The following is a 19,677-nucleotide window of genomic DNA, read 5'->3' as shown; positions in this document are numbered from 1 at the left end:
CACCAGCATCTGCTTTCGCTTTGGCTTTGGCTTTGGCTTCCCACCACTCAACACAATGAGCGTTAGCTCGAGTACCGCTTTTGACGTACCGGCCCCGTTGGGAGGCTGAGTGGAGGGATTTATCCGGGGGTGGGAGCGCAGCGACCGTGCGGCGCAGCCGCATGCATCGAGAGGAGGTGCAGCGAAGCAAACCGTAGGCGATGCCCCCGGATGAATCCCGGAACGAAGGAACGCCGAGCCTCAGCGAGGGGCCGAACATTGGGGCAAGCCCTTTTGGTTCCTTTTGGGGCGTTTGCCAAAAGGGACTCGCTGTAAAAGCGAAACCGCCAACGGCAACACCCGAAGAAACGGATATTCACCCAATCCCAAAGAGCCTGGTCGGCCCAAAGGCCGCCAAGTCCAAAGCCTCAAACCCGAGCCTGACTCTTACTCCAATCCGTCAACAAACTATAAGCCACCGCCAAAAGCGTAGGCCCGATAAACAACCCGATAAACCCAAACGCAATCAACCCGCCAAACACCCCGAGCAACACAATCACCAACGGCAGATTCCCGCCCCGGCTGATCAGATACGGCTTGAGCACGTTATCCACGCCACTGATGATGAACGTCCCCCAGATCCCGAGAAACACCGCCATCCCGTACTCGCCCTTCCAGGCCAGCCATGCCGTGGCCGGAATCCACACCAGCGGTGGCCCCATCGGAATCAGACTGAGCAGGAACGTCACGATCCCCAGCACCAGCGCCCCCGGCACCCCGGCGATCAGAAAACCGATCAGCGCCAGCACCGCTTGCGCCGCCGCCGTACCGATCACCCCGTTGACCACCCGTTGCACGGTACCGGCCACCAGATCGATGTAGTACCCGGCCCGGTCACCGATCAGGCGCACCAGCAAACTGTGCACGAATGCCGCCAGCCGCGGCCCGTCGCGGTAGAAAAAGAACACGAAGACAATGCTCAGGGTCAGCTCGAGAATCCCGCTGCCGATCTGCGCACTGCGCGCCAATAACCAGTTGCCGACCTGCCCCAGATAAGGCTTGACCGTCACCATCAGCGCCGCGCCCTGCTGATCGATGCTGTTCCAGATCGCTACCAGCCGTTCGCCCACCAATGGCACGCCACCCAGCCAGCTCGGTGCCTCGGGCAGCCCGTCGACCTGCACATCCTTGATGAAGGCCGTGGCATCACGCACGTGATCGGCCAGGTTAAAGCCGAGCCACACCAGCGGCCCCGCCACCAGCAACATCCAGCCCATGGTCAGCACCAGCGCCGCCAGGGATTCCCGCCCATTGAGCCAGCGGGTCAGCAAACGCATCAGCGGCCAACTGGCGAACGCCAGCACCGCGCCCCAGAACAGCGCCGACCAGAATGGCGCCATTACCCAGAAACTGGCACCAAACAGCACCAGCAACAGGATCTGCACCAGCAGACGATCATTATTGGGCATGTGAAATCTCAAAAAAAATCAGTCAGGCCAAGAGTAGGCGAACACGTCGAGCGTGTCCGCCAAAGACACCTTATCGCAACAGATCGATGCGCAGACTCTCGCCGTCGACACTGCCGGTTTCCATTCGCGCGGCGCGCACGCCCTGCCCAATCAGCGCCTGACGCCAGGCCTCGGCTTTCGGCCCGGACACCGCCACCCGCAAGGTGGTGTCGAGGTTCAGGCCACGGGACAGCAAGCGCAACCAGGTCGCATCCGGATCGCCGGTCAGCTCTGGAAAATCCAGCTCGCCAGTGCTTTTCAGTTCCCGCAGCAGCGTGGCCGAGGTCGGCAGCAACTCACCGAGCGGTGCCAGCGCCTCGAACTGTTCGACATGCAGATAGGCTTTGCGATTGCCACGGGTGATGCTGTACAGCGCCACCAGCGTGTTGTCGCGCGGGGCCGCGAGCCTCAACAGCAGATAGGCCTGCTGCTCGTCGGCACCGTACAGCGTGGCGTTGCCGAACACCTCGTTGGCCCACAGGCTGCTCTCGCCGCAGTCCCGGGCCTGGCACCAGAACAACAACTGGGCATCCTGTTTTTGCAGGGCTTCGCGAGCGAGCGTGAAGGCTTCGGTGGCGGAATGTTCCGGCGGCAACTCATAGGTCACCGAGGTGGTTTGCCCCCGGGCGCTGACCTGACCGTCGAAACGCAACCGCCCGCTGATCTTGCGGATCGAGCCGAGCGGATAGATCCGCTCCAGCTCCACGGCGGGGCGATAGTCGACGATCTGCGCATCGGCCAGACGCGGCACGATAGGCAGATCCTGACTGCCCGGCAGGTCGGCAGCCAATAGAAAGGGGCTGAAACAGCACAGCGCCAGCAGACTGATAGATCGCATGGACAGGCTCATCGCAGGGGCATGGCCTGGGTGCCTTGAGGGCAGTTCGAAGTCGCAGCGGTGTAGAAATCCATCTTGGTTGTCTCCCATTTCAACCTGACCAGCCTCGACAGTTGCCGGGAGCAAGTCAAGGAATGGCGAAGAACCGATTGAAACAGTCTGCGACAAGGTCGGCCCCGGCCTCATCGTTCAGGTGCAGATGGTGCCCGCCCGGCAGCTGTTTCCGGTCAAAGGGTAGACGCTCCAGCAGCTCCGGATGTTTGGCGAGCATGCCGTCGGCGGCGACCACCAATTGCGCGGGACAGGCAATGCGCTGCACGAACGCCATCGCCTGTTCCTGGGTCAGACGCAGCGGCGATGGCAAGGTCAGGCGGTTGTCGGTGCGCCAGGTGTACCCACCGGGCACCGGCATCAGTCCGCGTTGCGCCAGCAGTTCGGCGGCTTCGCGACTGACCGCCACCAGCCCTTTCATGCGCGCCTCGATGGCCCGGTCGAGGGTGTTGTAGACCGGTTTGCGCTTTTCCCGAAGATCGAGCTGCGCCTGTAAGGCCATGCCCATGCGCTCGGCGGCGTTTTCGCCTTTGTCGGTAGGAGGAATCACCCCGTCGATCAACGCCAGATGAGTGATGCGTTCGGGGAGCGAACCGGCCAGCACCAGCGAAACAATGGCGCCCATGGAATGCCCGAGCAGGCCGAAACGTTTCCAGCCCAGTTGCTCGGCGACCTGCAGCACGTCATGGGCGTAATCCCACAGTGCGTAACCGGCGCCGTTTGGCCGGTGCCCGGAATGCCCGTGACCGGCCATGTCCAGCGCCACGACGCGCAAACCTTTGAGCTTCGGCGCCAGTCGGGCGAAGCTGTTGGCGTTGTCCAGCCAGCCGTGCAGGGCCATCACCGGCAAGCCGTCTTCCGGGCCGAACAGGTGCGCCGCCAGTTCGATATGGGGCAGGCTCAGGCGCACTTCTTCGACAGCGGTGTTCATGCGCAATCCTTGTCTTGCCGGCGCTCCCAGCGATTGAACAGGTTTTTCAGTAACTGTGCGGTGTCCTGCGGGCGCTCAAGTGGAAACATATGACCGCCAGGCACAGTCAGCGACTCGCCCTGAGGCAGGCGTCCGACGAAGCGGGTGTGGTGGTTCATAACTACGCGGCTCTTGTGCCCGCGCACCACCGCCAGCGGCACTTTCAATTGCCGGGTATGCGCAGGACTGGTGTGCGGCACGCCGCGATAGATGCTGATCTCGGTCGCAGGATCGAAGCGCAGGCGCAATTTGTCGCCGACCTTGTGCAAACCGTGTTGCAGATAGGCATCGAAACATTCCGGATCAAAGCTGCGGAACAATGTCTTGCCGGCAAAATAGCCACGGGCGCTGTCCAGGTCGGCAAACTCTTCGCGCCGTCCCAGCGTGCGGCCGGCCGGGGTCAGTTTGTCGATGAAACCAAAGCGCTTGGCGGCGCGGATCACCCATCGATCGGTGCGGGTCAGCACCGGCGAATCGAGCATCACCACACCCCGATACAGTTCAGGGCAACGCAGTGCGGCGTGCAAATGCAGCATGCCGCCGAAGGAATGGCCAACGCCCCACACCGGTTCATCTTGCTGTTGAAGATGATGGATGAGTTCATCGACCAAGTGGTACCAGTTGTCGCCCGCCGGAAAACGCGGGTCATGGGCGTGTTGTTCCAGATGCGCAACCCGGTACTCGGGCGCCAGCGCCGCGAACAGTTTGCCGTAGGTGCCCGAAGGGAAACCGTTGGCGTGGGCGAAGAAGATCGGTTGCGACATACCGGCAAATCCATGAGCGGAAAACAGGCGTTGATTGTCCGTAAGACGGCGTCTCACAGCAATGACCGTAACTGCCAGGAATGATGACAGTCCGGTCAGGGCTATGACGGTTCGGCCATCAACGCGCCGGCGGTTGCTCTCCCAGCGGCACCACTGCCATGGTCAGGCGCGACACACAGCTGGCCTTGCCTTCATCACTGGTCAGACGGATATCCCAGACGTGGGTGGTACGGCCAATGTGGATCGGTTTGGCCACCGCCGTCACCCGCCCGCTGCGCAGGCCACGCAAGTGGTTGGCGTTGATTTCCAGGCCCACGCAATAGAACTGGCTGGCGTCGATGCACAGGTAACTGGCCATTGAGCCGACGGTCTCGGCCAGCACCACCGAGGCGCCGCCATGCAGCAGGCCGTAAGGCTGATGGGTGCGATGGTCGATGACCATGCTGGCCGTCAGCGATTCCTCGTCGAAAGCTTCGAAGCGGATGTCCAGCACTTCGCCGATGGTGTTTTTCTGGATTGCGTTCAACTGCTCGATGTTCGGAGTGGTGCGCCACAAGGTCATCGCAGGCTTCCTTTGTTGTTTTGATCGACGCTCAATCCTGCCACAGCACCGCCTCGCTGCGCTCGCTCCATTCTTCGAAACGCGCCCCGTAGGTGTCTTCGATAATGTTGCGTTTGATTTTCAGGGTCGGCGTGAGGAACCCGTTCTCCACCGCCCAGCTGTCCTTGACCACCACCAGCCGACGCAGGCGCTCGTGCTTGTCGAGCACGGCGTTGACCTCCTCCAGCAGTTTTTCCAGGCTCGAATGCAGCGGCGCGCGGGGCTCTTCCCGGCCCACGGCGGAAAGTACGCACAACCCCAGCGGCGCACTCAGGCCATCGCCGACCACGCAGACCTGCTCGATCCGCGAATGCACCGCCAGCCGGTTTTCGATCGGTGCCGGGGCGACGTACTTGCCCTTGCTGGTCTTGAAGATTTCCTTGAGCCGCCCGGTCAGGCGCAAACGCCCTTCGGCGTCCTGCTCACCCTTGTCGCCGGTGCGCAGGAAGCCGTCTTCGGTGAGGGTCTCAGCGGTTTTCTGCGGCTCCTTGAAATAGCCGAGCATGTTCGCCTGGCTGCGCACCTGCACTTCGCCGGACTCATCGATCCGCACTTCCACGTCAGGACATGGCCGACCGATCCAACCCTCCATGTATTGCCCCGGCAGGCAGATGTGCGAATAACCGCAGCTTTCGGTCATGCCGTAGACCTCCAGCACGTCGAGTCCCAGCTTCTGGTACCAACGCAACAAGGTCAGCGGCACCGGTGCCGCACCGGACAACGCCACACGCAGGGCATCCAGCCCCAACCCCGCCAACACCTTGTGGCCGATCCGTTTGCCAATGAAAGGCAGACCGAGCAGCAAATCCAGGCGTTTCGCCGGGATCTTGCTGTAGACACCCATCTGGAACTTGGTCCAGATCCGCGGCACCCCGAACATCGCCGTCGGCCGCGCCCGCTTGAGATCGTCGAGAAAGGTGTCGAGGCTTTCAGCGAAAAATACCGTCTGACCGGTATAGATCGACGCCAGTTCGACGAACATCCGCTCGGCGACATGACACAGCGGCAAGTACGACAGCAGCCGGTCGCTCTCATTGAGCCCGAACAGTTGCGTGCCGCGCGTCGTCGCGAAACCGAGATTGGCGAAACTGTGCATCACGCCCTTGGGCAGGCCGGTGGTGCCGGAGGTGTAAATGATGGTCGCCAGTTGCTCGGTGGCGGGACGCGGGTCGTCCTGGATCGGCGAGCTGCGTTGCAGGTCATCCCAGTTGAAATCGAACGTGCCCGGCGGATGCAGCGGCAGGCTGACGGTGGTCAGGCCGGCCGGTACGCCCGCTGACATGCCCGGCCAGTCATCGAGCTTGCCGATGAACGCCAGCACGCTTTCCGAGTGGGTGAGCACCTGATTCACGGATTCGGCGGTGAGGTTCGGATAGAGCGGCACCGAGACATGCCCGGCCATCCAGATCGCCAGGTCAGCGATGATCCAGTGCGCGCAGTTTTTCGAGATCAGGGCGATGTGGCTGCCTGGCGGCAACTCCCGGGAGCGCAACCAATGCGCGGCACAGCGGGCCTGATGGCCGACGTCGGCCCAGGTCAGTGTCTCGACTTGCCCGCCGCCGATCGGCTGCACCAGAAAACGCTGACGCGGGTGCCGGGCCTCGCGTTCGTAAAACACGTCCAGCGGCAAACGGAAGGCGGAAGACATTCGACTCGCTCCTGTTTTTTGGTCTGGAGCAAGCGTAGTCAACCAAGCAAGTGCTTGGTTGAGTATTTCATACAAAAAATTTCAGGGATGTTTAAGGCTGTTGAGCGTCATCGAGCCGATCAGCAACTCGCTGTGTTCGAGCTCGGCCAGCCCGGCGGTGCTGACCTTTTCCGGCGGATAGCCCGCACCGTGTTGCAGGTAGCTGAGCAGATTACCTATCAGAGGATTGTGGCTGACCAGCAGCACGTTGCTCACCGACACCAGTTGCTCGGCGACCTTGTCCGGATCGGTTTCCGGGGTCAGCCACTCCACCGTGCGGATCTCCGGCTCGAATCCCAGCGCTTCGCGCACCAGTTGCGCCGTCTGCTGTGCCCGCAGGTACGGGCTGGCATAGATCGCCGTCAGCGGCTGGCCCATCAAACGGGCCGCGCTGCTCAACACTTCCTGGCGACCGTGGTCGGTCAGTTCCCGCTCGGAATCGGGGCGCGAGCCGTAGGGCTCGGCCTCACCGTGACGCAATACCCAGAGTTTCATAGCTTGGGTTCCTCATCCCGGGCCGGATGTGGTGCCGGCGCGACAACGTGTGGCGCTTCACCTTCCGGGGTACGTGGCGCCGGCCAGTCGGCGAACGGCCAGGGTTTCTGGTCGCTGTGGAAACTGCCGAAACGGCCGATCTGCGCCAGAAACTGGCTCAGGCTGTCGCCGAAATTCATCAGGCTGGCGCTCGGGGCGCCATAGATCAAACGATAGATCAACTGCACCAGCACCAGCGCGCCGAGGATGAACTGCGCCACCTGCCAGACCAGGATGTAAACAATCATCCACAACACCCGCAGGAGAATGGATTCATATTTGGCTTCGGTTTTCGGATCGTTCATGGCCTGCTCCCTGCTGAATCAGTTGAAACCACTGGTGGAAATAAAGTCGACATCGGTTTTCGGCTCGGCACGCATCAGCAGACCGATGACCTGCTCAAGCGTGCGCCCTTCGAACAGGATTGCATGCAGGCCAGCGACCAGCGGCATGTACACGCCGACCTCCTGGGCCTTGGCCTTGAGCACTTTCAGGGTGTTGACGCCTTCGGCCACTTCACCCAGGCGCGACACCGCTTCGTCAAGGCTCAAACCCTGGCCAAGGGCGAAACCGACCTGGTAGTTGCGACTTTTCGGCGATGAGCAGGTGACGATCAGGTCGCCGACCCCGGCCAGACCGAGGAAGGTCATCGGGTTGGCGCCCTGATTCACCGCAAACCGGGTCATCTCGGCCAGGGCGCGGGTGATCAGCATGCTCTTGGTGTTCTCGCCCATTTCCAGCGCCACCGCCATGCCGGCGATGATCGCGTAGACGTTTTTCAGTGCCCCGCCCAGCTCCACGCCGAAACGGTCGGCGCTGGCGTAGACGCGGAACGTCCGGCCATGCAGCGCAGCCTGCACGGCCTTGCACAGTTCTTCGTCTTCGCTGGCGACCACGGTGGCGGTCAGTGCGTGTTCGGCGATCTCCCGCGCCAGGTTCGGCCCGGACAGCACGCCGATGCGCGCCTGCGGGGCGATCTCTTCGAGAATCTGGCTCATCAGTTTGAACGTGTGAGCTTCGATGCCCTTGGTCAGACTGACCAACATCTTGCCGCTCAAACGATTGGCGTGCGCCGCCAACACCGTGCGCAGCGCGCTGGACGGCAGCGCGACGAAACACAAATCGCAGGCGTCGAGAGTTTCCTGCAGGTCGGTGACCGCGGTCACGCCGGGCAGAATCTTGATGCCTTTGAGGTAACGCGGGTTCTCTCGATTGACCCGGATGGCCTCGGCCTGCTCGGGGTCACGCATCCACTGCCGGACTTGATGGCCGTTCTCGGCCAACAGATTGGCCACGGCGGTACCGAAACTTCCGCCTCCCAGGACCGCAATCGGGCGCTGTTCAGTCATATGTAATCCGTTAATCCATACCAGTGGCGATGCCGGCATTATACGGAGCGTCCCCTTCTCGGACAGCCCCGGCGTCAATTACCCGCACTTGTAGGAAGAAGACCAATAAAACCGAGGAAAATGCCTGCAACGTGACTGGAAAAGTCGTCGACCTCGGTTAACATGCGCGCCAATTCTTTGCTATCAAGGCTGCGTCGTGTTTTCTGGCCCCCCTTCCCCGCGTTCGTCCCTGCTGCTGGCGCTGCTGTTCAGCCCGATGCTGCTGGCGGACGACCTGTTCGTCGACAGTGAGGCCTTGCCGCAGATCCTGACCGCCACCCGCCTGAAACAGTCACCGGCGGAAGTCCCGGGCAGCATGACCGTGCTCGACAGCGAACTGATTGCCGCCAGCGGTGCCCGGGACATCAGTGAACTGCTGCGCCTGGTGCCGGGGATGATGGTCGGCAACATCAGCGGCAATCAGGCGGCGGTGAACTACCACGGGACCAACGCCAGCGAAGCCCGGCGCATGCAGGTATTGATCGACGGCCGCTCGGTGTACCGCGCCGGTCTGGCGACCGTGGACTGGAGCGACATCCCGGTGGCCATGGAAGACATCGAGCGCATCGAAGTCTTTCGCGGGCCGAACACCGTCAGCTACGGCGCCAACGCGCTGATGGCAGTGGTCAACATCATCACCCGCAACCCGGCGGACAGCCACGGCACACGACTGAAGCTGACGCGCGGCCAGCGCGGCATCAACGACTTCTATGCCAGCCAGAGCACCGGCTGGAATGGCGGCGACCTGCGTCTGTCGCTGTCTGGCCAGGAAGACGACGGCTTCGACAGTGACCGTACCGGCGCCGATTACCGCGACAACCGCCGCTTGAACCGCTTCAGCCTCGCGGTCAGCCAGACCCTGAGCGACAACCAGAGTCTGGACTGGCAGGTCAACGCCAAGGACGGGACCAATCAACGGCCTTACACCTACCGACCGGTGTTCTCCGGGATTACCGCTGCCGGGAACAATTCCGACGTGGTTGCCAAGGACTACGCCGGTTCGGTGCGCTGGAATCTGGACCTCAATCCCGATCACAGCCTTTACGTGCAAGGCTCGGCGCAACACTGGGATCGCCAGCAGACCTGGCGCGCCTGCGACGCCGAAGTGTCGTTCAGCCCGCAATTGACCGAGCTGTGGCAACTCAACCCGAACTACACCGAACGCCTGGCCCGCAACATGACTTTGTTCACCGGCCCCGGCGCCCCCGCCGGTACGCCGCAGGAAATGACCCTGGCCAATCAGGTGCTGGATCAGTGGCGCAACGGCGCGCGCCAGACACTGTGCGGCGACATCGACCAGAGTGCCCGGGAATCGCGCTACGACCTGGAATTGCAGGACACCCTCAGCCTGTCCGATAGCCTGCGTCTGGTCAGCGGCCTGAACTATCGTTACGACCGGGCCGATTCCGAGACCTATTTCAACGGCACGCTGGACGACACCACCTGGCGCGCCTTCGGCCAGCTGGAATGGCGCGCCAGCGAACACTGGCTGTTGCAGGGCGGCGCCATGTTCGAAGACACGCAATTGATCGGCAGCTCGCTGACGCCGCGGTTTGCGGTCAATTACCTGTTCAACCCGCGCCACAGCCTGCGCGCGGTGTATTCGGAAGCCATCCGTTCGCCGGACATGTTCGAGAACAACGTCAACTGGAGTTATCAGGTGACCAACCTGCGGCCCGCCGCCTATGGCCAGTCTTCGGCCCGCTACTTCGTCAAGACCCGGGGCCCCGGCGATCTCGACCAGGAACACATGCGCTCGCGGGAACTGGGCTACAACGGCTACTTCCCGGAGTGGGGCCTGGCGCTGGACGTGAAACTGTTCTACGACGAAATCACCGGGATGATCAGCGAGCCGCTGCGCAACAATCAGTACATCGCCAGCAACGCCAACGATTCGCGCTTTCGCGGTACCGAAACCCAGTTGGATTGGCGCCTGAGTACAGCCGATCGGCTGCGCCTGACCTATGCCTTCGTCGACGCCGAGGCGAGCAATCCGCTGGATCAGCAATTCACCGCGCGCAACAGCGGCTCGGCAGGCTGGCTGCGCGATTGGGGCCACGGCTGGAACAGCGCCCTCTTCTATTACGGTGACAACGCGCTCAACGGTTACCGCTTCGAGCGGGTCGACACGCGGATCGCTAAACGCATCGCCCTGGGCAAGGCCCAACTGCAACTGGCCGGCGTGCTGCAACAACGCCTCGACCATGAGCCGACCACCTTCGTCGACAACAATTACGACGAACGCCGCGTGGTGTATTTCAGCGCCGAGCTGGAGTTCTAGATGCGTTACGCCATGTCACGGAAGATGCCAACGCTCGGCCAATCGCTGGCCGGGCTCTGTCTGTTCCTGACAGCGTGGCTGCATGGCATGGCGGTGCAGGCGGCCGACATTCTTCTGACTGGCGCCGAAGAAAGCCCCGGGGTGCAATCGTTCGTCCAGGCCCTGAGCGAGCTGCGCCCCACCGACCGCGTGCATTTCCAGCCGCTGGCCAGCCTGCCGGCGCCGGGCAAGTTGCCGTCGAGTCTGCGCCTGATCCTGCTGGATCTGCCGAGCCTTGACTGGCGCATGCACGAATCCCAGGGCCCGGCGACGTTGGTCCTGCGCATCAGCCGCTTGCAGGCCCGACAACGCTTCGGCGACGCGCAACCGTCCCACTTGAGCCTGCTGTGGGCCGATCCGCCGCTGAGTCGTCAGTTGCAATTGATCCGGCGGATTCTGCCCCAGGCCCGGAGAGTCGGCGTGCTGTTCGATCAGCACAGTGAGTTCCTGCTCAAGGAGCTGCAATCGGCCGCCCAGCCGCTGAATCTGCAAATCGTCCCGCAACGCTGGGACAACACCCACGACAGCCGCCCCTTGCAGACTGTACTCAAAGCCAGCGACGTGCTGCTGGGCCTCGACGACCCCGATCTGTACAACCCGAAAACCGCGAAGAACCTGTTGCTCAGCAGTTACTCTCGGCAACTGGCGCTGGTCGGGCCGAATGTCGCGTTCGTCCGTGCCGGTAGTCTGGCCAGTGCCTACAGCGATCAGAACGATTGGCTGGCTGTGCTCGACGAACTGCTGGACCGGCCACCGGCCACCTGGCCGCGCACGCTCTACCCCGGGCGTTTCAAAGTCTCAAGTAATGCGCAGGTGGCTCGTTCCTTAGGGATAGAACCGATCAATGAAGCGTCTGTTGCCGCAGAGCTGGCCGAAGGAGAGCGCCGCCCATGATTTTCCGCCGTTGGGACATCAACACCCGCACCCAGTTGATCAGCCTGGGCCCTGCGCTGTTGCTGACCTTGCTGCTGATCAGCTTTTTCACCTTCGTACGCATTCAGGATTTGCGTCAGGAACTGAACCACACCGGCCAGTTGATCGCCAACCAGCTTGCACCGGCCACCGAATACGGGGTGATTTCCGGCAACAACGAAGTCCTGGAAAGTCTGCTCAAGGCCACGCTGGCCACGCCGAACGTGCGGTTTCTGGAAGTGCAGGACAGCGCCAACCGGATTCTCGCTTACGTCGAACAACCGGCGGATGCGCACAATCGTCCGCATCAGGTCGAAGTGTTCCAGGCGCCGGTGCGGCTGCAACGCATCGCCTTGCACAACGATTTCTTTCAGGACGGCAAGAGCAGCCCCGGCGTGTCCAGCGAAGATTATCTGGGGCGGGTGATCGTCGGCCTGTCCAACGATGCCTTCAGTCAGCGGCAACAGGAGATTTTGCTCAAGGCCGGGATTCTCGCGTTGTTCGCCCTGCTCTTCACGTTTGTGCTGGCGCGGCGACTGGCTGGCAGTCTGTCACAGCCGATTCGCGACATCGGCAATGCCGTCAAGGCGATTCAGGAGGGCGACTACAAGACCCCGTTGCCGATTGTCGATGACACCGAGCTGGGCGCCCTGTCCCAGCACATCAATAACCTGGCCCAGGCGCTGGAACAGGCCAGCCGCGAGCAGCATCAGGCGATGGCGCAACTGATCCAGACCCGCGAAGAGGCGGAAAAGGCCAACAATGCCAAATCGGATTTCCTGGCGATGATGAGCCATGAGCTGCGCACTCCGATGAACGGCGTGCTGGGCATGCTGCAGTTGCTGGAAACCACCGACATGACCGAGGAGCAGGTCGAGTACGCGGCGCTGGCTTCCGAGTCCACCGAGCACTTGCTCAAGGTGATCAACGACATTCTGGACTTCTCGCGCATCGAGCGTTCGGAACTCGAGCTGGAGCACATTCCGTTCAACCTCGCCGACCTGATCGGCGCCTGCGCCCAGTCGTTCCAGCACAGCGCCGCGCAACGCGGACTGGCCCTGCAACTGCGGATTCCCGAAGACATGCGCGACTTGCAGGTACAGGGCGATCCGACACGGATCCGGCAGATTCTGGTCAACCTGGTCGGCAATGCGCTGAAGTTCACCGAACAGGGGAGCGTCAGTATCGAGGCGCAGTGGCAATCGCTGGATCATGAGTTGCTGTGGTTCACCTGCGCGGTGCGTGACAGCGGCATCGGCATTTCGTCAGAGAGCCTGGAGCTGATGTTCAACGCGTTCCAGCAGGCCGACAGCTCGATTTCCCGTCGCTATGGCGGCACCGGTCTGGGCCTGCCGATTGCCCGCACCCTCGCCGAGCGGATGGGCGGCACCTTGCGCGCCCAGAGTGAAGAAGGTCGCGGCTCGGTGTTCACCCTGGAAATACCCCTGGCTCTATATAAGCAGGCACTGCCTGCGCTGGCGGCACCGCGCACACTGAACGGCGCCAGTCACGGCGAAGGACGCAACGTGTTGCTGGTCGAGGACAACCCGGTCAACCAGACCGTGATCGAAGCCATGCTGCGCAGCCTCGGCTTTACCGTCAGTGTCGCCACCGATGGCGTGCAGGCGGTGCGCAGTGCCGGGGACAGCCGTTTCGAAGCGATCCTGATGGATTGTCGCCTGCCGCTCATCGACGGTTACGAGGCGACCCGACAGATCCGCCGCCTGCCCGGCTGCGGCCAGGTGCCGATCATTGCCCTGACCGCCAATGCGTTGCAGGGCGACCGGGAAAACTGTCTGTCGGCGGGCATGAACGATTACCTGGCCAAGCCCTTCAAACGCAATGACCTGCAGCAGATTCTGCAGCGCTGGGTGCAGTAGAGAGGCCCTTTCGAGCATCTGCGACTGGCGTGAAAAGCGAAAGTGCGGCAGTCTTAGGCACCCGAACGGGCCTCAAAAGAGGCTTGATTAAAAATTTCAGTGCACAAGTGTACATTCATGTCCTTGGTGCTGTGACTTTCACCACAACGCAATAGTCTATGAGTAGGCTGCCGGTTCGAGGCATGAACGCGTCGATCGGCCGGGAAGATTTGCCCCACCTGCCGCATGGGATTATTGAGGAGCTCGCATGACCAAACAAAACGCCTTTACTCGGGAAGACCTGCTGCGCTGCAGTCGCGGTGAGCTGTTCGGCCCAGGTAACGCGCAACTGCCCGCCCCGAACATGCTGATGGTGGATCGCATCACCCTGATCAGCGAAGAAGGCGGCAAGTACGGCAAAGGTGAATTGGTCGCCGAGCTGGATATCAACCCTGACCTGTGGTTCTTCGCGTGCCACTTCGAAGGCGATCCGGTGATGCCGGGCTGCCTGGGTCTGGACGCCATGTGGCAACTGGTCGGCTTTTTCCTGGGCTGGCAAGGCCTGCCAGGCCGCGGCCGTGCGCTGGGTTCGGGCGAAGTGAAATTCTTCGGCCAGGTCCTGCCGACCGCCAAGAAAGTCACCTACAACATTCATATCAAGCGCGTCCTCAAGGGCAAGCTGAACCTGGCCATCGCCGACGGTTCGGTGACTGTCGACGGTCGCGAAATCTACACCGCCGAAGGCCTCCGCGTCGGCGTGTTCACCTCCACTGACAACTTCTAAGGGTTATTCGCATGCGCCGCGTCGTTATCACTGGTCTGGGCATCGTTTCGTGCCTGGGCAATGACAAAGAGACCGTCTCCGCTAACCTGCGTGCAAGCCGCCCTGGCATCCGGTTCAACCCGGAATATGCTGAAATGGGTCTGCGTAGCCAGGTTTCCGGCTCCATCGACCTCAACCTTGAAGAGCTGATCGATCGCAAGATCTATCGCTTCGTCGGCCACGCAGCGGCTTACGCCTACCTGGCCATGAAAGACGCCATCGCCGACTCTGGCCTGACCGAAGAGCAGGTGTCCAACCCGCGTACCGGCCTGATCGCAGGTTCCGGCGGCGCGTCGACCCTGAACCAGATGGAAGCGCTGGACATCCTGCGCGAGAAAGGCGTCAAGCGCGTCGGCCCATACCGTGTAACGCGGACCATGAGCAGCACCGTTTCGGCTTGCCTGGCCACCCCGTTCAAGATCAAGGGCCTGAACTACTCCATCGCTTCTGCCTGCGCCACCAGTGCTCACTGCATCGGTACCGCCATGGAACAGATTCAGATGGGCAAGCAGGACATCGTGTTCGCCGGCGGCGGTGAAGAAGAACACTGGAGCCAGTCGTTCCTGTTCGACGCCATGGGCGCCCTGTCCAGCAAGCGCAACGACACCCCGGAACAAGCCTCCCGCGCCTACGACGCCGACCGTGACGGTTTCGTCATCGCCGGTGGTGGCGGCATGGTCGTGGTCGAGGAGCTGGAACACGCTCTGGCCCGTGGTGCGAAGATCTACGCGGAAATCGTTGGCTACGGCGCGACGTCCGACGGCTACGACATGGTGGCTCCAAGCGGCGAAGGCGCCATCCGCTGCATGCAGCAGGCGCTGTCCACCGTCGACACCCCGATCGACTACCTGAACACCCACGGCACTTCGACTCCGGTCGGCGACGTCGCGGAAATGAAAGGTGTGCGTGAAGTGTTCGGCGACAAGGCCCCGGCCATCAGCTCCACCAAGAGCCTGTCGGGTCACTCCCTGGGCGCCGCCGGCGTTCACGAAGCGATCTACTGCATGCTGATGATGGAAGGCAACTTCATCGCCGGTTCGGCCAACATCGACGAACTGGACCCTGAAGTGGCCGATCTGCCGGTACTGACCAAGACCCGCGAGAACGCCACCATCAACACCGTGATGAGCAACAGCTTCGGCTTCGGTGGCACCAATGCCACCCTCGTGCTGAAGCGTTGGGAAGGCAAGTAATTCCCTTCCGCCAAGCCGCACATGAAAACGCCCCGACTGGTTCGGGGCGTTTTTTTTCGCCTGGAGAAAAGCATTTTCAGCAGCGCCAAGATGAAACGTTTGTCATGCAACTTACCGCCCTGCGACTGAATGTCGCGGTTTCTGCGGGCTCCAGCGCTGTTGCAGATTTCGCAAGAATACATTGCACAAATCGGGCGTTTACTTAGCAGACTAACAAATTCTATAACGGAGTCCTGCACACGCCTTGCTGCAGATAACTTGAGATTTGGAGCTAGCAGATGACTGTAAAAGTAACTGAACGCGACGATTCACACATGTCCCATGAAGGCGTAGCCGCCGGCGTACGGATCTGGGATGTGCATCAACAAGACTTGCTGGTCGGCATGTTCCACAACGAGATCGACGCCCACAACTACAAGGCCGAACTGGAACTGCAGGAACAGCAGCGGGACCGGAAATCCGCCTGAAGCCAAACCACAGCATTGAAAACGACAAACCCCGCCATGAGTGCGGGGTTTGTCGTTATCGGGCATTTCAGGGCCGCTTCACAGCCCGGCAAAACCCGCTTACCACATCAGATCATCAGGGATCACATAGGCCGCGTACGGATCGTCCTCGGCATTGACCTCCTCGACCTTCTCGTTGAGCTGCACGATGCGCTGTGGATCGCGCTCCTGGATCTTCAGGGCCGCCTCACGAGGAATCACTTCGTAGCCGCCGGCATGGTGCACGATCGCCAGCGAGCCGCTGCTGAGCTTGTTGCGCATCAGCGTGTTGACCGAGATGCGCTTGACCTTCTTGTCGTCGACGAAGTTGTAGTAATCCTCGGTCGTCAGCTTCGGCAGCCGCGAGACCTCGATCAACTGCTTGACCTGCGCAGCGCGGGCCTTGGCTTCCGCCTTTTCCTGCTGCTGACGGTTCAGCTCCTGGTCGCGCTTGACCTTCTCGGCCATGGCCTCCTGGGCGGCGCGTTGCTGAGAGTCATCCAGTTCGATCTGGCCTTTGTGGGCCAGGCGCTGTTGTTTCTGTTTGTCTTTGCTGACCTGCTTGGCCTGCTTTTGGTTGACCAGTCCTGCCTTGAGCAACTGGTCGCGAAGGGAAAGGCTCATTGATGCTTACTCACTTGGGCAACGGCTCAGCCACAGCTGGGCGAATTCTTTTCCTGGCGTTTGGCTTCGCCCCACAGGGCGTCCAACTCTTCGAGGGTGCAATCTTCCATGGGTCGGTGGGTGTCGCGCAATGCCTGTTCGATAAAACGGAAACGTCGTTCGAACTTGGCGTTGGCGCCACGCAATGCGGTTTCCGGATCGACCTTCAAATGCCGGGCCAGGTTGACCACGGAAAACAGCAGGTCGCCGATTTCGTCGGCCACCGCTTGCGGGTCATTCTCGGACATGGCTTCGAGCACTTCATCGAGCTCTTCACGGACCTTGTCCAGCACCGGCAAGGCATCCGGCCAGTCGAAACCGACCTGCCCTGCGCGCTTCTGCAACTTGGCCGAGCGGGACAAAGCCGGCAACGCAGCAGGCACATCGTCGAGCAGCGACAGTTGCTGCGGCTCGGCGGATTTCTCGGCGCGTTCTTCGGCCTTGATCTCCTCCCAGCGCTGCTTGACCTGCTCTTCGCTCAGACGCGGCACGTCCAGCGGCGCATACAGATCGCCCGTGGGGAACACGTGCGGATGACGACGGATCAACTTGCGAGTGATGCTGTCGACCACCCCGGCGAATTCGAACCGCCCCTCCTCCCGCGCCAGCTGGCTGTAATACACCACCTGAAACAGCAGATCGCCCAGTTCGCCCTGCAAGTGGTCGAAATCGCCGCGCTCGATGGCGTCGGCGACTTCGTAGGCCTCTTCAAGGGTGTGCGGGACGATGGTCGCGTAAGTCTGCTTGATGTCCCACGGGCAACCGTACTGCGGGTCGCGCAGACGGTTCATCAGGTGCAGCAGGTCTTCAAGGCTGTAGGTCGGTTTCATGGAGTCCGGTTACGCCGCGTTTCGATGATGTTCGGCAACTGGGAAATCCGCCCCAGCAATCGCCCCAGCGCGTCCAGCCCCGGAATCTCGATGGTCAGGGACATCAGCGCAGTGTTGTCCTCCTTGTTCGAGCGCGTGTTGACCGCCAGCACGTTGATCCGCTCGTTGAGCAGCACCTGCGAGACGTCACGCAGCAGACCGGAACGGTCGTAGGCGCGGATGACGATGTCCACCGGATAGGTGAGCACCGGCACCGGGCCCCAGCTGACCTGGATGATCCGCTCCGGCTCGCGTCCGGCCAGTTGCAGCACCGAGGCGCAGTCCTGGCGGTGAATGCTCACGCCACGGCCCTGGGTGATGTAACCGACGATCGCATCGCCCGGCAACGGCTGGCAGCAGCCGGCCATCTGGGTCATCAGGTTGCCGACGCCCTGGATCTGAATGTCGCCGCGCTTGCCCGGCTTGTAGCCGGTGGCCTTGCGCGGAATCAGTTCCAGCTGCTCGTTGCCGCGTTCCGGCTCGACCAGTTGTTGGGCCAGGTTGACCAGTTGCGCCAGACGCAGATCGCCAGCCCCGAGGGCGGCGAACATGTCTTCGGCGGTTTTCATGTTGGCTTTGTCGGCCAGCTTGTCGAAATCCACCGCCGGCAGGCCGAGGCGATTGAGTTCGCGCTCGAGCAGGGTCTTGCCCGCCGCGACGTTCTGGTCGCGCGCCTGCAACTTGAACCAGTGCACGATCTTCGCCCGCGCCCGGGACGTGGTGACATAGCCCAGATTCGGGTTCAACCAGTCACGGCTCGGAGTGCCGTGCTTGCTGGTGATGATCTCGACCTGTTCACCGGTCTGCAGGCTGTAGTTGAGCGGGACGATGCGCCCGTTGATCTTCGCGCCACGGCAGTTGTGACCGATTTCGGTGTGCACGCGGTAGGCGAAGTCCAGCGGCGTCGCGCCTTTCGGCAAGTCGATGGCGTGACCGTCAGGCGTGAAGATGTAGACCCGGTCCGGCTCGATATCGACCCGCAGCTGGTCGGCCAGGCCACCGATATCGCCCAGTTCTTCGTGCCACTCGAGGACCTGACGCAGCCAGGAGATTTTCTCTTCGTAGTGGTTCGAGCCGGACTTGACGTCAGTGCCCTTGTAGCGCCAGTGCGCGCAGACGCCGAGTTCGGCCTCTTCGTGCATCGAATGGGTGCGGATCTGGACTTCCAGCACCTTGCCTTCCGGACCGATCACCGCCGTGTGCAGCGAGCGGTAGCCGTTCTCTTTCGGGTTGGCGATGTAGTCGTCGAACTCTTTCGGGATGTGCCGCCACAGGGTGTGGACGATGCCGAGCGCGGTGTAGCAATCGCGCATTTCCGGTACCAGCACGCGCACGGCACGCACGTCATAGATCTGGCTGAATTCCAGACCCTTGCGCTGCATTTTGCGCCAGATCGAATAGATGTGTTTGGCCCGGCCGCTGATGTCGGCTTCGACGCCGGTGGCCTGCAATTCGTCCTTGAGCTGGGTCATCACGTCGGCGATGAAGCGCTCGCGGTCGAGCCGCCGCTCGTGCAGCAGCTTGGCGATCTGTTTGTATTGATCGGGTTCCAGATAACGGAAGGACAAGTCCTCCAGTTCCCATTTGATATGACCGATGCCGAGTCGATGCGCGAGCGGCGCATAGATGTCGAACACTTCCCTTGCGACCCGGTTACGCTTTTCGTCGTCGGCGGTTTTCACCGCACGGATCGCGCAGGTGCGTTCGGCGAGCTTGATCAATGCGACACGCACGTCGTCGACCATCGCCACCAGCATCTTGCGCAGGTTTTCCACCTGGCCCTGAGTGCCGAGCACCATCGACTGGCGAGGGCTGAGGCTGGCACTGATCGCCGCCATGCGCAGCACGCCGTCGATCAGCTTGGCGACCACCGGGCCGAAGCGCTGGCTGACCGCTGCGAGTTCAATCTGGCCTTCGCGTACGCCACGGTAAAGCACCGCAGCCACTAGCGAATCCTGATCGAGCTTGAGGTCGGCAAGGATCTCGGCGATCTCGAGGCCGGTGCTGAAACTGCCGCTGCCTTCGGACCAGAGATTCTTCGCCGCATTGGACTGTTGCTCGGCCTGGCGAGCGTACTCGCAGGCCTCTTTCAAGGCTTCGCGATCCAGTGCCAGATCGACACTGACCGCATGATCGAGCCAAGCCTCGAGATTGATACTGCCGTCAGTGTTGATCGGCTGGTGTGCTCTCACCTGTACCATCTTGCTTTACCTTCCCTACGACGCAGATTCAA

The 19,677-nt window shown here is 61.8% G+C and carries 18 protein-coding genes; 6 read left to right on the top strand and 12 right to left on the bottom strand.

Going from position 1 to position 19,677, the window contains the following annotated elements; translation table 11 throughout:
• Positions 1-407 precede the first annotated feature (407 nt).
• The 9 genes from ACKJSM_RS02510 to ACKJSM_RS02470 all read right to left on the bottom strand — a co-directional run bounded on the left by ACKJSM_RS02510 (position 408) and on the right by ACKJSM_RS02470 (position 8,281).
• On the bottom strand, positions 408-1,448 hold the full coding sequence (locus tag ACKJSM_RS02510) for an AI-2E family transporter (RefSeq protein ID WP_236177927.1): 1,041 nt from the start codon (positions 1,446-1,448) through the stop codon (positions 408-410).
• Positions 1,449-1,518: 70 nt separating this feature from the next.
• On the bottom strand, positions 1,519-2,325 hold the full coding sequence (locus ACKJSM_RS02505; RefSeq protein ID WP_410236542.1) for a DUF4892 domain-containing protein: 807 nt from the start codon (positions 2,323-2,325) through the stop codon (positions 1,519-1,521).
• A 127-nt stretch (positions 2,326-2,452) separates the two neighbouring features.
• Positions 2,453-3,307, bottom strand: a complete 855-nt coding sequence (locus tag ACKJSM_RS02500; protein ID WP_410236541.1) for an alpha/beta hydrolase — start codon at positions 3,305-3,307, stop codon at positions 2,453-2,455.
• Positions 3,304-4,110, bottom strand: coding sequence for an alpha/beta fold hydrolase (locus ACKJSM_RS02495; RefSeq protein WP_410236540.1), 807 nt, complete (start codon positions 4,108-4,110; stop codon positions 3,304-3,306). Before ACKJSM_RS02495 ends, ACKJSM_RS02500 begins: the two co-directional genes overlap by 4 nt.
• A 118-nt stretch (positions 4,111-4,228) precedes the next feature.
• The gene (locus tag ACKJSM_RS02490; protein WP_410236539.1) at positions 4,229-4,672 is read right to left on the bottom strand and encodes a hotdog fold thioesterase; all 444 of its coding nucleotides are present in this window, start codon (positions 4,670-4,672) and stop codon (positions 4,229-4,231) included.
• A gap of 31 nt (positions 4,673-4,703) precedes the next feature.
• Positions 4,704-6,359 carry an AMP-binding protein gene (locus ACKJSM_RS02485; RefSeq protein ID WP_410236538.1) on the bottom strand — a complete coding sequence of 552 codons (1,656 nt, stop codon included), beginning with the start codon at positions 6,357-6,359 and terminating at the stop codon, positions 4,704-4,706.
• A gap of 81 nt (positions 6,360-6,440) precedes the next feature.
• Complete coding sequence (gene sixA / locus ACKJSM_RS02480) at positions 6,441-6,893, bottom strand: phosphohistidine phosphatase SixA (protein WP_236177923.1); 453 nt, start codon at positions 6,891-6,893, stop codon at positions 6,441-6,443.
• Complete coding sequence (locus tag ACKJSM_RS02475) at positions 6,890-7,237, bottom strand: DUF4389 domain-containing protein (protein WP_236177922.1); 348 nt, start codon at positions 7,235-7,237, stop codon at positions 6,890-6,892. Before ACKJSM_RS02475 ends, sixA begins: the two co-directional genes overlap by 4 nt.
• Positions 7,238-7,255: 18 nt before the next feature.
• On the bottom strand, positions 7,256-8,281 hold the full coding sequence (locus ACKJSM_RS02470) for an NAD(P)H-dependent glycerol-3-phosphate dehydrogenase (protein ID WP_236177921.1): 1,026 nt from the start codon (positions 8,279-8,281) through the stop codon (positions 7,256-7,258).
• A gap of 256 nt (positions 8,282-8,537) precedes the next feature.
• On the opposite strand from ACKJSM_RS02470, the gene ACKJSM_RS02465 reads away from it, so the two are divergent.
• The 6 genes from ACKJSM_RS02465 (at position 8,538) to ACKJSM_RS02440 (ending at position 15,894) form a co-directional block, all read left to right on the top strand.
• Positions 8,538-10,601 (top strand): TonB-dependent receptor plug domain-containing protein, encoded by a 2,064-nt coding sequence (locus ACKJSM_RS02465; RefSeq protein ID WP_373874286.1) that lies wholly within the window; start codon positions 8,538-8,540, stop codon positions 10,599-10,601.
• Complete coding sequence (locus ACKJSM_RS02460; RefSeq protein ID WP_410236537.1) at positions 10,602-11,534, top strand: ABC transporter substrate-binding protein; 933 nt, start codon at positions 10,602-10,604, stop codon at positions 11,532-11,534.
• Positions 11,531-13,432 (top strand): ATP-binding protein, encoded by a 1,902-nt coding sequence (locus ACKJSM_RS02455; RefSeq protein WP_236177918.1) that lies wholly within the window; start codon positions 11,531-11,533, stop codon positions 13,430-13,432. The genes ACKJSM_RS02460 and ACKJSM_RS02455 overlap by 4 nt, the downstream gene beginning before the upstream one ends.
• Before the next feature lie 247 nt (positions 13,433-13,679).
• Positions 13,680-14,195: a 3-hydroxyacyl-[acyl-carrier-protein] dehydratase FabA gene (gene fabA, locus ACKJSM_RS02450; RefSeq protein WP_003227150.1), complete on the top strand. Its 516-nt coding sequence runs from the start codon at positions 13,680-13,682 to the stop codon at positions 14,193-14,195.
• A gap of 11 nt (positions 14,196-14,206) precedes the next feature.
• On the top strand, positions 14,207-15,427 hold the full coding sequence (gene fabB, locus ACKJSM_RS02445) for a beta-ketoacyl-ACP synthase I (protein ID WP_007957797.1): 1,221 nt from the start codon (positions 14,207-14,209) through the stop codon (positions 15,425-15,427).
• A gap of 278 nt (positions 15,428-15,705) precedes the next feature.
• On the top strand, positions 15,706-15,894 hold the full coding sequence (locus ACKJSM_RS02440) for a hypothetical protein (protein ID WP_039772867.1): 189 nt from the start codon (positions 15,706-15,708) through the stop codon (positions 15,892-15,894).
• A 99-nt stretch (positions 15,895-15,993) separates the two neighbouring features.
• Here the strand turns inward: ACKJSM_RS02440 and ACKJSM_RS02435 are convergent, their stop codons facing one another.
• The 3 genes from ACKJSM_RS02435 to relA are packed head-to-tail and all read right to left on the bottom strand — an operon-like array spanning position 15,994 to position 19,645.
• Positions 15,994-16,536, bottom strand: coding sequence for a DUF2058 domain-containing protein (locus ACKJSM_RS02435; protein ID WP_011335479.1), 543 nt, complete (start codon positions 16,534-16,536; stop codon positions 15,994-15,996).
• Between the two features lie 26 nt (positions 16,537-16,562).
• The gene (gene mazG, locus ACKJSM_RS02430; RefSeq protein WP_236177917.1) at positions 16,563-17,405 is read right to left on the bottom strand and encodes a nucleoside triphosphate pyrophosphohydrolase; all 843 of its coding nucleotides are present in this window, start codon (positions 17,403-17,405) and stop codon (positions 16,563-16,565) included.
• Complete coding sequence (gene relA, locus ACKJSM_RS02425; protein WP_410236536.1) at positions 17,402-19,645, bottom strand: GTP diphosphokinase; 2,244 nt, start codon at positions 19,643-19,645, stop codon at positions 17,402-17,404. The genes mazG and relA overlap by 4 nt, the downstream gene beginning before the upstream one ends.
• Positions 19,646-19,677 lie beyond the last annotated feature (32 nt).

Origin of the sequence: Pseudomonas sp. PHC1, from assembly GCF_046487845.1 — a bacterium.
GTDB lineage: Bacteria > Pseudomonadota > Gammaproteobacteria > Pseudomonadales > Pseudomonadaceae > Aquipseudomonas > Aquipseudomonas sputi.
This window is presented reverse-complemented; position numbering and strand designations above follow the sequence as displayed.

Excerpts from the sequence above, each read along its gene's own strand:
- ACKJSM_RS02510 (WP_236177927.1), bottom strand. The coding sequence starts at position 1,448 with ATGCCCAATAATGATCGTCTGCTGGTGCAGATCCTGTTGCTGGTGCTG.
- ACKJSM_RS02505 (WP_410236542.1), bottom strand. The coding sequence starts at position 2,325 with ATGCGATCTATCAGTCTGCTGGCGCTGTGCTGTTTCAGCCCCTTTCTA.
- ACKJSM_RS02500 (WP_410236541.1), bottom strand. The coding sequence starts at position 3,307 with ATGAACACCGCTGTCGAAGAAGTGCGCCTGAGCCTGCCCCATATCGAA.
- ACKJSM_RS02495 (WP_410236540.1), bottom strand. The coding sequence starts at position 4,110 with ATGTCGCAACCGATCTTCTTCGCCCACGCCAACGGTTTCCCTTCGGGC.
- ACKJSM_RS02490 (WP_410236539.1), bottom strand. The coding sequence starts at position 4,672 with ATGACCTTGTGGCGCACCACTCCGAACATCGAGCAGTTGAACGCAATC.
- ACKJSM_RS02485 (WP_410236538.1), bottom strand. The coding sequence starts at position 6,359 with ATGTCTTCCGCCTTCCGTTTGCCGCTGGACGTGTTTTACGAACGCGAG.
- sixA (WP_236177923.1), bottom strand. The coding sequence starts at position 6,893 with ATGAAACTCTGGGTATTGCGTCACGGTGAGGCCGAGCCCTACGGCTCG.
- ACKJSM_RS02475 (WP_236177922.1), bottom strand. The coding sequence starts at position 7,237 with ATGAACGATCCGAAAACCGAAGCCAAATATGAATCCATTCTCCTGCGG.
- ACKJSM_RS02470 (WP_236177921.1), bottom strand. The coding sequence starts at position 8,281 with ATGACTGAACAGCGCCCGATTGCGGTCCTGGGAGGCGGAAGTTTCGGT.
- ACKJSM_RS02465 (WP_373874286.1), top strand. The coding sequence starts at position 8,538 with ATGCTGCTGGCGGACGACCTGTTCGTCGACAGTGAGGCCTTGCCGCAG.
- ACKJSM_RS02460 (WP_410236537.1), top strand. The coding sequence starts at position 10,602 with ATGCGTTACGCCATGTCACGGAAGATGCCAACGCTCGGCCAATCGCTG.
- ACKJSM_RS02455 (WP_236177918.1), top strand. The coding sequence starts at position 11,531 with ATGATTTTCCGCCGTTGGGACATCAACACCCGCACCCAGTTGATCAGC.
- fabA (WP_003227150.1), top strand. The coding sequence starts at position 13,680 with ATGACCAAACAAAACGCCTTTACTCGGGAAGACCTGCTGCGCTGCAGT.
- fabB (WP_007957797.1), top strand. The coding sequence starts at position 14,207 with ATGCGCCGCGTCGTTATCACTGGTCTGGGCATCGTTTCGTGCCTGGGC.
- ACKJSM_RS02440 (WP_039772867.1), top strand. The coding sequence starts at position 15,706 with ATGACTGTAAAAGTAACTGAACGCGACGATTCACACATGTCCCATGAA.
- ACKJSM_RS02435 (WP_011335479.1), bottom strand. The coding sequence starts at position 16,536 with ATGAGCCTTTCCCTTCGCGACCAGTTGCTCAAGGCAGGACTGGTCAAC.
- mazG (WP_236177917.1), bottom strand. The coding sequence starts at position 17,405 with ATGAAACCGACCTACAGCCTTGAAGACCTGCTGCACCTGATGAACCGT.
- relA (WP_410236536.1), bottom strand. The coding sequence starts at position 19,645 with ATGGTACAGGTGAGAGCACACCAGCCGATCAACACTGACGGCAGTATC.